The sequence below is a fragment of the Chloroflexota bacterium genome (assembly GCA_020850535.1).
Lineage (GTDB): Bacteria > Chloroflexota > UBA6077 > UBA6077 > JACCZL01 > JADZEM01.
Genome location: JADZEM010000112.1, coordinates 23,209 through 34,800 on the forward strand (window position 1 = coordinate 23,209; position 11,592 = coordinate 34,800).

Sequence of the window (11,592 nt, forward strand, 5' to 3'; positions counted from 1 at the left end):
TCCCAGCAGTGAATGTCGGTCAGAGGAGGTCGACGAGCGGGTGCGGGCCGGCGAATCGGGGGGCCAGGTGATCGGCGATCCAGGCCAGGGTGACCTCGTCCAGCGTTGCCGGCTGCCACCGAGGCTGCCGGTCCTTGTCGATCAGCAGCGCGCGCACGCCCTCCGCGAAATCGTGGTGGGCGCTGCACCCGACGGCTGCCTGATACTCCAGACGGAAGACCTCGGCCAGCGAGCGGTGGCGCGCCCACCGTTGCAGCTCGAACGCGAGTGCCGCCGAGGTCGGTGAGCCTTTCATGAACGCCTGACTCGCACGGGACAGCCAGGGATCGGCATCGTCTGCGAGGGCGGCAAGGCGCGGGGCGAGATCCTGCAGCCGGTCGTGCCCGATGACCGTGTCGATACGGTCAAGGTGGGCCAGGAGCGTCGAGGCCGGCACGTCCTGCGTCGCGAAGCAGGCCAGCAACCCGCTCAGGCGCGCGCCGTCGGCGTCCGGCTGACCCGCCCAGCGCTCTCCGCCCAGGGCGTCGAGCACGCTGGACAGGCGCTCGTGCGGCAGGACGAAGTCCGCGAGGCCAGCGAATCTCGCGTCCGGCGCGTTCAACGGCGCGCCGGTCAGCGCCAGGAACAGCCCGATCCTGCCCGGCATGCGCGAGAGGAACCACGTCCCGGCCACGTCGGGGAACAGGCCGATGCCGATCTCCGGCATCGCGAGGCGGGTCGTCGGCGTCACCACGCGGTGGGAGGCCCCCGCCAGCAGCCCGATGCCGCCGCCCATCACGAAGCCGTTGCCCCAGCACAGGAGCGGCTTCGGGAAGGTGTGGATGCGGTAGTCCAGCCGATACTCGCGCTCGAAGAAGTCCAGGCAGATCGGCGGGACCACGCCGGGCGCGCCTGCGCGGATCGCGTGGCTGAGCGCCACGACGTCGCCGCCGGCGCAGAACGCACGGTCACCCACGGCGTCGAGCACGACGCCCGCAATGTCCGGATCCTCGGCCCAGGCGACGAGTCGCGGATCGAGCAGGTCGATCATCGGCAGCGTCAGCGCGTTGAGGACGGCCGGGTTGTTGAGGGTCGCCCGGCCGAAACGGTGGCCCGAGGCCGTGCTGATGGTGTCGAACAGGATGCCCGGCTCCGCTGACGCACTCATCGGACCGTCTCCGTCGCGTGCTCCTGGAGCATCCGGCGCGCCACGATCACCCGCATGATCTCATTGGTCCCTTCGAGGATCTGATGCACGCGAGTATCACGGACGTACCGCTCCAGCGGATAGTCGCGCAGGTAGCCGTAGCCACCGTGAAGCTGAAGGGCCTGATTGCAAACCGCGAAGCCGACGTCCGTGGCAAAGCGCTTGGCCATCGCGCAGTAGACGGTGGCGTCCGGGTGCCCGTGATCCAGCCGTGAGGCGGCGAGGTAGACCATCTGGCGGGCCGCGATCAGCTCAGTCGCCATGTCGGCCAGCCGGAACTGCAATGCCTGGAACTCGGCCAGCGGCCTGCCAAACTGCTGGCGCTCGTGGAGGTAGCGTTGCGCCAGCGTCAGCGCCCCCTGGGCCGCGCCCACCGAGCAGGCCGCGATGTTGATGCGCCCGCCATCCAGGCCGCGCATCGCGATCTTGAAGCCCGCGCCTTCCGCGCCAAGCCGATTGGCGGCCGGCACGCGGACCTCGTCGAAGAACACGGCGCGGGTCGGCTGGCTGTTCCAGCCCATCTTGTGCTCGTTCTTGCCGTAGCGGATGCCCACACTGCGGGCGTCTACCAGCAGCGCCGAGATCCCAGAGGGTCCGGGGCCGCCGGTGCGCGCCATCACCACCAGCACGTCGGTGGCGCCGGCCCCCGAGATGAACGCCTTGCTGCCGCTCAGGACGTACCAGTCACCGTCACGGACGGCACGGGCCTGCAATGAAGCCGCATCCGACCCAGAGCCCGGCTCGGTGAGGCAATACGAGCCGAGCAGTTGGCCGCTCGCCAGTTGCGGTCCCCAGTACTCGGCTGCATCCGGCTGCCCAAACGCCGTGACCATCCAGGTGACCATGTTGTGGATGGTGATGAAGGCGGTGGTGGACGTGCAGGCAGCGGCCAGCTCCTCGAAGACCAGGGCGGCATCGAGGCGAGGCAGCCCCAGGCCGCCATACTGCTCGCCGGTGTAGAGGCCGCAGAAGCCGAGGTCGCCGGCCCGCGCGATGGTCTGGCGGGGGAACACGGCCTCGGCGTCCCACTGCGCGGCGTACGGCAGGAGTTCGCGGGCGGCGAACTCGCGCGCCGCACGCTGGAACGCGCGCTGCTCGTCCGACAGCTCGAAGTCCATGGCGGGCCTCCCGCCGGGTGACGGTAGCCGACGCTGGCCGCTGGAAGCCACACGATGCGAGCTGACTGGTCCAGCAGCGCACCCGTCTGACGCCAGCGGAGAACGGCAAACGACCCGGAAAGCTTGCGCCCTCCGGGTCGTCGGTCACTGAGCGAACGGGGCGCTGACCGTCACCCCACCTGCGTCCGCATCGGCGATTCGCTTGCGCGTCGGTCTGCCGTTGCGTCTGACTGCCTCTCGCGAGTCAGTCATCTCTGACACCCGAAGCATAGCACCGCCTACATGGCGGTGGAGTACCCCGGCGTCACAGGGCAGTCACAGCCCGTTTCTCGCGCGGCGGCTGCTACCATGCCTTTGCACGGTGAGGTACACACGCATGGCCGCGTCTGTCATTCAAGCTGGCCGACTCATCCGGTCGCACCATGCCCGCCTCGCCGTCGTGCTGACGGTGGCGGTGCTGCTGCTGCCGCTCTGGCCGGCCCCGGCCAGCGCCAGCCCGGCCGCGCAGGACGCCGACTTCCCGATCTTCGACACCCACCTCCACTACAGCCAGGACGCCTGGGGCTTGTTCTCACCGCAGGACATCATCGCGCTGATGGATCAGGCTGGCGTGTACCGCGCCCTGATGTCGAGCACGCCCGACGACGGCACTCTGCACCTGGTCCAGTTCGCGCCGGGGCGGATCGTGCCGGTCCTGCGGCCGTACCGCACTCGCGCCGACATGACGACCTGGACGGGCGACGGCAGCGCGATCGCCTATGTCGAGGAACGGCTCGCGAAGGGCGGCTACCGGGGCATCGGCGAGTTCCACATAGAGGCCGGCGACACGCCGAACCGGGCGCCGCGCCGCTTCGCCGATCTCGCCGCCGAGTACGACATCGTCCTGCACGCCCACACCGACGCAGCGGGGGTTGTCGCGCTGGCAGGCGTGCGTTCGGACGCGAAGATCCTCTGGGCGCACGCCGGCATGAGCGCCTCGCCGGCCACCATTGACGACGTGCTGACCCGCTGCGCCAACGTCTGGGTTGAGACGGCCCTCCGCACGGACATCGCCAGTGGCGGCCAGATCGATCCGGCCTGGGCGGCCCTCTTCACGAAGTACCCGGACCGCTTCATGATCGGCACGGACACCTGGATCCCCTCGCGCTGGCCGCAGCTCCCGAGGCTGATGGCCGACGTGCGGGCGTGGCTACGCCAGTTGCCTCGGGAGCTCGCCGAGCGGATCGCATCTGGCAATGCCGAGGCCCTCTTCGGCCGATAGGGTCATTCCCATGCCCTCGCACTCGACGGGCTACAGGCCGGGCAGCATCGCCAGGTAGTCACGCGGGCTCACAATGACCGTCCCGCGAAACTCGCCAAGACGCAGCAGGTCGTGATCCCCGGTCACGAGGAAGTCCGCACGAGCGCTGGCTGCCGTGGCCAGCACGAGGTCGTCTTCTGGGTGGGTGGCGACGCCGACCACCGTCTCGGTGATCTCGACAAAGGTTGCTTCAGCCTTGAGCATCTGGAGGAGCGCCAGCAGACGGGCTGGCGAGACCCGTGCTCGGAAGTACGGCTTCGCCAGCGTCCGCTCAACCTCCGCGAAGAAGATGGTCTGACAGGATCAGTTCGTATCGCCCGCGCTGCCACTCACGGATCAATCGTCCAGGCGTGCTTGATTGGATGAGGAGTCCCACGGCACCAGATGCCAGCGTGTTGGTATCAAGGGCCGTACGCCTCATAGGCGCGTGGCGGCCGGCTCACGCGTCGCCTGTTCCTGCGCACGACGCTCACGATTCTCAGCACGGACTTCGGCGATGGCCTTCGCAACCTCGCGCTCGATCTCTTCTGCTGGGATATCCTTGAAGGGTTCTGCCAGGGCTTCAATTGCCTTGAAGCGTTCGTCGCGGCGCGCCTTCATGTGCAGGAACAGCTCGTACTCGCGGTACGGGATGATGGCCGCCACCGGGATGCCGCTCTTCTCGACGACGACGCGGGCCTCTTTGCGGAAGACGCGGCTGAGCAGCCCACTCCAGTTGCGCCGCGCCTCGGTGACGTTGATGGTCTCGGTAGGTGGATCTTGTGACGGCATAGGTCAGACTCCCACTCCTGTACAGATCTGTACGTCTCTGTACAGCCTACCACACGGCGGCAGCCTTTCTCCGTCTGACCGGCACCACCGCTACGGTGCGTACCGTCCTCGGACCAGCCCCCGCAGCGACTCCGGCACGGCGGCTTCGTCGCCGCCCACCAGCGTCTCGGACGGTGCGAAGCCGCGCTTTGCCAGCGCCTGCTGCCCGGCCTCGGTCACCAGATAGCGCACAAACGCCGCCGCCCCCTCAGGATTGCGGGCGTTCGTCGGGATCGTCACGCCGTAGACGAGCGGCGTCCCCCGGAAGGTCTGCCCCTGGGGATTGGTGTAGGCCGCCGTCGAGTAGAACCGCGCGAGGGCCGGGTCGCTCTGATCTACTTCCTTCGGCAGCTCCAGGTACGGCACATCGTTCTCGACGGCGTTCGTCAGATAGGTGATGTAGGCGTCGATGGAGCCATCCTTCAGGCCGGCGTAGGCGCCCGTCGCGATCTGCTCCTCGTTGTCGTCGCCCGCCAGGACGGCGTTCTTGAGGCCAGGGATGCCGTAGTACGACTCGGCCAGCGCCAGCGTGAAGACCCCGCGATAGCCGCCTGGATCGATGCGCGGATCAGAGCGCTTGAGCACCAGCCCGGGCTGCTGGAGCGCCTCGTACCAGGGCTTCTGGCCGGCGCGCACGGCCTCGAAGTCGGCGGCAAAGCGACCCTGCGGGCTGTACGCTACCACCATCTTCTGCCGGCACATGATGAAGTACCAGCGGACAAGGTCGCCGTTCGGCGGCCCCATCAGGACCTGATCGTTGACCTCGGCGTCGGCGCTCATGAAGACGTCGGTCTGGATCTGGCCGGATTTGATCTGGTTCGCCAGCCCGACCGACGGCCCGCCGGTGTTCTTGAACGGGAAGCCGGTGGCTGCTGTGAAGCCCGGGCCGATGTCGTTGTTCATCACGCCGTTGAGCGAGCCGGCGTGGTGTGCGACAACTTCTGGCTGGGCCTGCGCCTGTGCCTGCATGGGGAGCGCCCCTCCGCCGACGGCCAGCAGGCCGCACAGCGCCAGAACGATGACTCGGATGGCTGACCGCATAGGACTGCATCCTCCGAGGATTGTGCGTCTCGTCGCCGAGCGTAGACCAGCGCCATCTCGATGTCCAGATGCTCTCTGACAAATAGGTTGTCCAACCGATCGTGGTCGGCGCGCTATCCTCTCACCATCAGCAGCATTGCTGGCGGGAGGGGACGAATGGTGCAGCTCTACGGGAGAGCCTGGACCCGCGCCGAGCTGTCGCGGTACGTGGCGGACATGGGCCAGTTGGCCGGGATTCGGCCGGTGGCGTACACGGACGGCCCCGAGGCTGGCGTGCGCGCGCTGGAGTTTCGGACGGGCGCCGGCCTGAGCTTCACGGTCCTGGCAGACCGCGCGATGGACGTGGGGCTGGCCGAGATCGACGGCGTGCCGCTCTCGTTCATGACGGGTGTCGGCTACGCCCATCCCGCCTACTACTCGGCGCACGAGTCCGACTGGCTGCGGACGTTCCCGGGCGGCCTCTTTGTGACGGGCGGCCTGGACACCTACGGCCAGCCGGCCGAGGATGGCGGCGAGCGCTTCGGGCTGCACGGCCGGGCGAGCGCCCTGGCAGCGCGTGGCCTCGCCTGGGACACCGACTGGGATGGCGACGAGTACGTGCTGCGGGCGCGCGGGAAGATGCGCCAGATCTCGTTCCACGGCGAGCACTTGCAGCTCACGCGCGAGATCACGGCCCGGCTGGGCGAGAACCGCTTCACGCTGCACGACATGGTCGAGAACCTCGGCACCCGCCCCGAAGCCCACATGATCCTCTACCACTTCAACGTCGGCTTCCCGCTGCTGGACGAGGGCGCGCGCCTGGAGGTGGACGTCGCGCGGACGGACGGCATCGACGCCGAGTCGCAGAAGATCGTGGACGTCGCCCGAGAGGTGCAGGGGCCGGCCTACGGCTACCAGGAGCGGGTGGTCGTCCACGACGTGAACCCGGGCGCTGACGGCTGGGCCTCGGCGCGCATGCTGAACCCCGGCTTCGGGGGTGGGCGCGGCCTCTCGCTGACGATCCGCTACCGCAAGGAGCAACTGCCGTTCCTCTGGCAGTGGCGGAACTTCAAGGAGCGCGCCTACGTGATGGGTATCGAGCCGGGCAACGCGGACATGCGCGGCCGGGCCTACAACCGCGACCGGGGCACGCTGCCGATCCTGGAGGTTGGCGAGCGCCGTGAGTACAACCTGGAAGTCTCGGCAGCGCTCGGAGACGCCTGAGCCGCCTCGCCCGGCCCCGGTGAGCACCTGTCGATGACCCGCCAGACGAAGGCGACGCTCCTCAAGGTCCAGGTGGCCGAGAGTGACTGTCGCTTCGTCTTCGAGCGGGGGCGGTGGGTAGGGCCGTGCCTCTTCTGCGGCGGCCGGCTGGCGCTCGACCCTTTGACCGGTGAGGGCGCGACGCTGGAGCACATCCGTCCGCGTACGGACGGCGGCACGAACGATCTGGCGAACCTGGGGCTGGCGCACAGCCGCTGCAACCATGAGAAGGGCCGCCGCACCGACCCGAAGAAGAAGCGGCAGGCCGACCCGGAGCGCTACGAACGGATCGTGCAGATGCTGCTGGCCCGCCGCGCCGCCGGCCTGCGTCCCGTTTCTGGGTGAGGTCCAGGCTGCTCCAGCCTCGCGCTAGACGGCGACCGGCGGCAGCCAGCGGTCCAGCGTGCGGCTCAGGTCGTCGCCCCGACAGGGCTTGGTCAGGAAATCGTCCATGCCCGAGGCGTGACAGTGCTGACGGTCCTCTGCCGTGACGCTGGCGGTGAGCGCGATGATCGGGACATGCCGTGGCGGGCGGCCGGGCTGGGCTGCTTCCCAGGCGCGGAACGCTGCCGCCGCCGCGAAGCCATCCATCTCGGGCATGTAGCAGTCCATGAGGACCAGGTCGAAGCGTGAACGGGTCAGAGCCTCGACGGCCTCCTGCCCGTTCTCCACGCAGTGGACCGTGCAGCCGAGCCGCTCGAGGAGCCGGGACGTCACCTTGCGATTCATGAGGCCATCGTCCGCGAGGAGGATCTGGCGGCCGGCGTACTGCTGCCGTAGGCCACCGACCGGCGAGGCGACGTCCGGAGCATCGACTGGCGTCGTCGCGCGGGGCAAGCAGACCGTCACGGAGAACGTGCTGCCCTGGCCGCTCGTGCTCTCGACGGCGATCGTGCCGCCCATCAGCTCCGCCAACTGGCGCGAGATCGAGAGGCCCAGGCCGGTGCCCCCAAACCGACGCGTGGTCGAGGAGTCCGCCTGGCTGAACGGCTTGAACAGGAGCGGCAGCGTCTCCTCCGAGATCCCGATGCCGGTGTCCGCGACGACAAGGCGCAGACGGCAGCCATTGGCATCCTCGCCGTCCACGGTGATGCGGACGGTGATCGAGCCCTCCTGCGTGAACTTGAGCGCGTTGCCCACGAGGTTGAGCAGGATCTGCCGAAGACGGACCGGATCGCCCAGCACCGCGGGCGGCACGTCCGGCGCGATGACGCTCGACAGGGTGACGTTGGCCTCATCTGCGCGTTTCTGGAGCAGCGTCAGCACGTCGCCGACCAGCAGCCGGAGGTCGCAGGGCGTCGATTCGAGCCGCAACTGCCCGGCCTCGATCTTGGAGAAGTCCAGGATGTCGTCGATGACGTGGAGCAGCGCGTCGCCGCTGACCTGGATCATGCGGACGTGCTCGCGCTGCTCGGACGTCAGGTCCGTGCCAAGGAGGAGCTCGGTCATGCCGACGACGCCGTTCATCGGGGTGCGGATCTCGTGCGACATCGTGGCGACGAACCGAGACTTGGCTGCGTTGGCCAGCTCCGCGGCCACGGCCATCGCGTTCGCGTGCTGCACGGAGACTTCGAGCGCCGCGTTTGCCTCGTGCAGGGATCGGTAGAGGGCGGCGCTCTGGAGCGCCGTCGCGGCCTGGGTCGTGAACAGGTCGAGCAGGCGTTCGTCGTAGGCGTCCAGGTTGAACGGCTCGCGGCCGTTGATCGAGAGCACGCCGACCATCTCGCCCTCGTAGCTGACGGGCACGTTGAGTGAGGAGCGCAGCCCCCGCTTGCGCCAGCCGTCGAGGTCCAGCGAGCGGCCATCGGCAAAGACGTCGTCGATGACCAGTCGCTGGCGATGCTCGGCCACCCAGCCAGCCGCGCCCTCGCCATACGGCGCTTGCAGCTGAGGGGCTGGTATTCCGTCCCCGCTCTCCGAGTTTGCCCGCAGGTTCAACGTGCGTGTGCGGTCGTTTGTCGTCCAGAAGGAGACGAACGGGGCATCCAGGAGGGCGGCGGAGGCGCTGATGACCTCGGCGATCACCGCGTCAACGCCGTCTGATGAGCGCACGCGTTGATCGAGGCTGATGAGCATCTCCAGGTGGGAGACCTGCCGCTTGAGCGCCGCCTCGGCCAACTGCTGATCCTCCGCATGCTGCCGCAAGCGGGCCTGCATGCGGTCGAATGCAGCAGCCAGCCGCCTGACCTCGGCGATGGGGGTGGCTGGTATCTGATCGGCCAACAGGGCATCGTCGTCGGTCGCGACGCGTTCGGCGGTGGCCGTCAGCCGGACGAGCGGCTGAGCAACCCGTCGCGCGATCACCACGCCGAGCGCCGTTGCCAGCAGCCCGGTCAGGACGGCCGCCCCGAGGAGGATGCCGAGACGCCACAGGCGTGTCGCGTCAAGATCGGCATGTGGCAGATGGACGCTGACCAGCCAACCCGTCGATTCGATCTGGACCGGCTCGGACGAGATGCACTCGGCGCCGCTCGCGTCCCAGGAGCAGCGCGTGCGGTTGCCGGTGGCCTCTGTTGGAAGGATATCGCGCGTGAGGATGCGACGAACGTCGGGGTGTGCGATGTAGTGCCCGTCACTGCTCTGCACGGTGACGTAGCCTGTCCCGTTGACACGAATCGCCGCGAGATCGGCCTCGAATCGCTGGAGCAGCACGGTGGCCTGGAGCACACCGATGGTCCGACCGTCTGTGCTGACAACGGGCACGCCCAGCGGCACGACGGGGAGGGCGTCCGCGGTGACGACATTGTTGGAGAGGCGTGGCGCGCCAACACTGGCGCGTTGCTGGGTGAGCGCGGTCACCACATGCGGCTGCGTCGAGAAGTCGGAGCCGAGCGGGGACTTGTCGATGACGCTGTTGGCGACGACGCGGCCAGCAGTATCGATGACGGCGACCCGCCCGAAGGCCGGATTCACCGGACCGATGCGCTCAAGATGGGAGTTCAGCGCGTCAAAGCGCCGGCCGTCCAGCTCGTCGATGAGGGATGGATCGGCGGCGACCATCCGCAGCGCGTTGGTCTGCTCCTCAACCTGTGCAGACACGAGCGTGGCTGTGGCGTGTGCAGCGCCGTTGACCAGCGTGACAAGGTGCTGGCGTTCAAGGCCATGCTCGTAGGCCGCGAACATGGCGCTCAGCGTGAGGGTGTACAGGGCGATGATGCCCAGCAGCAGCAGCGAGAGCGCAGTGCGAATCGATGGTTGACCCGCGAGTGGCCAGCCGAACGAGAAGAACGCGCGCATCAGGAGGTCCGCCTGCTCTCCAGGAGATGATCGCGGCCGCCAGCCCCGCCTCTGTGAGAACGGCCGGCTGTGGGACGCAGGGACGGGACTCCGGTCAATGCGTGGTTGGTCAGAGGGCTCGCGCTGCTTCCCCGCTCCGGCTATCCTGAGTCCGACCAACCTCCTGGCCGAGGTTGGGGAAGTCGCCGGAGGTGCAGCCATGCTCGATCTGGTGGTTCGGAGTGACAGGGTCGTCACACCGCACGGCGTCGGGGGGTACGACGTGGCGATCCAGGGCGACCGCATCGTCGCGGTGGCGGCGCCCGGCTCGCTGACCGACGACGTCGGGCGGACCATCGACGCCACCGGCAAGATCGTGGTCCCCGGCGGCGTCGATCCGCACATCCACGCGAAGTGGCCGGTCCCCTTCCCGGGCACGTCCGGCGCCCTGAGCGCCGGCCCCGAGCAAGTCAGCCGGGCCGCCCTCTTCGGCGGCACCACCACGCTGATCGACTTCGCGGCCTGGGAGCCGGGCGAGACGCTTCAGCAGACCGTCGAGCGGCGAGACCGCGACTGGGCCGGCCAGTGCTGCACCGACTACGCCTTTCACCCGCTGCTGACGGGAGCGCCGCCGCCCGAGGTGCTGGCGCAGATCGGGGAGACGGTCCAGGCTGGCTTCCCCAGCTTCAAGCTGTTCACGACCGACATCACCCCCAGCCGGCGCGGACGGCGGGTGCTGTTCGGGCACATCTGGGAAGTGCTCCAGGCGCTGGCGAAGGCCGGTGGGCTGGCCGCGATCCACTCCGAAGACGACGACATCGTCATGTACCTGTACGAGAAGCTGACGCGGGAGGGGCGGACGGGCTTCGAGCACCTTGCGGAGGTCCACAACACCCTCTCGGAAGACCTCTCGTTCAGGCGCATCATCCGGCTGGCCGAGCTGGTCGGCTCTGCGCTCTACATGGTCCACGTCAGCGCGGCGAGCGGCGTGCAGGCCGTCGCGGAGGCCCGCAGCCGGGGCGTCCCGATCTACGGCGAGACGCTCCACCAGTACGCCAACTACACCAGCGCGGACTATCGCCGTCCGAACGGCCAGATGTACCACACCTACCCGTCGCTCAAAGGCGAGGAGGACAACCGCGCCCTCTGGGCCGGCATGGCGAACGGCACGATCTCGACGGTCGCCACGGACGAAGTCTGCACCACGCTCGCCGTCAAGATCCAGGGCACCAGGATCGACGATACGACGGGCGGCAACACGGGTGTCGAGCCGCGCATGAGCATCGTGTACACCGAGGGCGTCGTGCGGCGCGGCTTCTCGCTGGAGCGGTTCGTCAACCTGACGTCGGCGAACGCCGCCAGGATCCTCGGGCTGTACCCGCAGAAGGGGGCCATCGCGCCGGGCAGCGACGCCGACCTCGCCATCATCGACCCGACCGTGTCCCGCGCCATCGACCAGGCCGACCTGCACGAGTCGGACTACAGCCCTTGGGAAGGCTGGCAGATCGACGGCTGGCCGACCACGACGATCCAGCACGGCGTCGTGGTGGTCGAGAACGGGACGCTGACAGCCACGCCCGCCGGTGGCCGCCTGCTCAAACGGAAGATCGCCGAGGCGGTGCTGCGCGGCCCGGTGGGGAACGTCCCCTGCTGAGCTGAACGAAGTCAGCAGGTTCTGA

General features: G+C 68.6%; 10 protein-coding genes. 4 read left to right on the top strand and 6 right to left on the bottom strand.

Going from position 1 to position 11,592, the window contains the following annotated elements; genetic code table 11:
* Positions 1-19 precede the first annotated feature (19 nt).
* Together IT306_15180 and IT306_15185 are read right to left on the bottom strand one after the other, a co-directional pair.
* Complete coding sequence (locus tag IT306_15180; GenBank protein ID MCC7369769.1) at positions 20-1,147, bottom strand: enoyl-CoA hydratase/isomerase family protein; 1,128 nt, start codon at positions 1,145-1,147, stop codon at positions 20-22.
* Positions 1,144-2,304 carry an acyl-CoA dehydrogenase family protein gene (locus IT306_15185; protein MCC7369770.1) on the bottom strand — a complete coding sequence of 387 codons (1,161 nt, stop codon included), beginning with the start codon at positions 2,302-2,304 and terminating at the stop codon, positions 1,144-1,146. The genes IT306_15180 and IT306_15185 overlap by 4 nt, the downstream gene beginning before the upstream one ends.
* A gap of 376 nt (positions 2,305-2,680) precedes the next feature.
* Between IT306_15185 and IT306_15190 the strand changes: the two genes are divergently transcribed.
* Positions 2,681-3,565: an amidohydrolase family protein gene (locus tag IT306_15190; GenBank protein MCC7369771.1), complete on the top strand. Its 885-nt coding sequence runs from the start codon at positions 2,681-2,683 to the stop codon at positions 3,563-3,565.
* A 30-nt stretch (positions 3,566-3,595) separates the two neighbouring features.
* Here IT306_15190 and IT306_15195 read toward each other — a convergent pair whose 3' ends face one another.
* The 3 genes from IT306_15195 to IT306_15205 all read right to left on the bottom strand — a co-directional run bounded on the left by IT306_15195 (position 3,596) and on the right by IT306_15205 (position 5,455).
* Positions 3,596-3,895 (bottom strand): putative toxin-antitoxin system toxin component, PIN family, encoded by a 300-nt coding sequence (locus IT306_15195; protein MCC7369772.1) that lies wholly within the window; start codon positions 3,893-3,895, stop codon positions 3,596-3,598.
* A gap of 126 nt (positions 3,896-4,021) precedes the next feature.
* Complete coding sequence (locus tag IT306_15200) at positions 4,022-4,375, bottom strand: type II toxin-antitoxin system Phd/YefM family antitoxin (protein ID MCC7369773.1); 354 nt, start codon at positions 4,373-4,375, stop codon at positions 4,022-4,024.
* Positions 4,376-4,465: 90 nt separating this feature from the next.
* Positions 4,466-5,455 (bottom strand): extracellular solute-binding protein, encoded by a 990-nt coding sequence (locus tag IT306_15205; protein ID MCC7369774.1) that lies wholly within the window; start codon positions 5,453-5,455, stop codon positions 4,466-4,468.
* Between the two features lie 156 nt (positions 5,456-5,611).
* On the opposite strand from IT306_15205, the gene IT306_15210 reads away from it, so the two are divergent.
* Both IT306_15210 and IT306_15215 read left to right on the top strand, forming a co-directional pair.
* Positions 5,612-6,658, top strand: a complete 1,047-nt coding sequence (locus IT306_15210; GenBank protein MCC7369775.1) for an aldose 1-epimerase family protein — start codon at positions 5,612-5,614, stop codon at positions 6,656-6,658.
* 33 nt (positions 6,659-6,691) lie between these two features.
* A complete protein-coding gene (locus tag IT306_15215; protein ID MCC7369776.1) occupies positions 6,692-7,042 on the top strand; it encodes an HNH endonuclease in 351 nt (116 codons plus the stop codon).
* A gap of 24 nt (positions 7,043-7,066) precedes the next feature.
* Here the strand turns inward: IT306_15215 and IT306_15220 are convergent, their stop codons facing one another.
* A complete protein-coding gene (locus IT306_15220; protein ID MCC7369777.1) occupies positions 7,067-9,934 on the bottom strand; it encodes a response regulator in 2,868 nt (955 codons plus the stop codon).
* 199 nt (positions 9,935-10,133) lie between these two features.
* Here IT306_15220 and IT306_15225 point away from each other — a divergent pair, with 199 nt between their 5' ends.
* Complete coding sequence (locus IT306_15225; GenBank protein ID MCC7369778.1) at positions 10,134-11,567, top strand: amidohydrolase family protein; 1,434 nt, start codon at positions 10,134-10,136, stop codon at positions 11,565-11,567.
* Positions 11,568-11,592: the final 25 nt, after the last annotated feature.

What these genes read in the sequence shown, in the direction of transcription:
- IT306_15180 (MCC7369769.1), bottom strand. Translation starts at nt 1,147, where the DNA reads ATGAGTGCGTCAGCGGAGCCGGGCATCCTGTTCGACACCATCAGCACG.
- IT306_15185 (MCC7369770.1), bottom strand. Translation starts at nt 2,304, where the DNA reads ATGGACTTCGAGCTGTCGGACGAGCAGCGCGCGTTCCAGCGTGCGGCG.
- IT306_15190 (MCC7369771.1), top strand. Translation starts at nt 2,681, where the DNA reads ATGGCCGCGTCTGTCATTCAAGCTGGCCGACTCATCCGGTCGCACCAT.
- IT306_15200 (MCC7369773.1), bottom strand. Translation starts at nt 4,375, where the DNA reads ATGCCGTCACAAGATCCACCTACCGAGACCATCAACGTCACCGAGGCG.
- IT306_15205 (MCC7369774.1), bottom strand. Translation starts at nt 5,455, where the DNA reads ATGCGGTCAGCCATCCGAGTCATCGTTCTGGCGCTGTGCGGCCTGCTG.
- IT306_15210 (MCC7369775.1), top strand. Translation starts at nt 5,612, where the DNA reads ATGGTGCAGCTCTACGGGAGAGCCTGGACCCGCGCCGAGCTGTCGCGG.
- IT306_15215 (MCC7369776.1), top strand. Translation starts at nt 6,692, where the DNA reads ATGACCCGCCAGACGAAGGCGACGCTCCTCAAGGTCCAGGTGGCCGAG.
- IT306_15220 (MCC7369777.1), bottom strand. Translation starts at nt 9,934, where the DNA reads ATGCGCGCGTTCTTCTCGTTCGGCTGGCCACTCGCGGGTCAACCATCG.
- IT306_15225 (MCC7369778.1), top strand. Translation starts at nt 10,134, where the DNA reads ATGCTCGATCTGGTGGTTCGGAGTGACAGGGTCGTCACACCGCACGGC.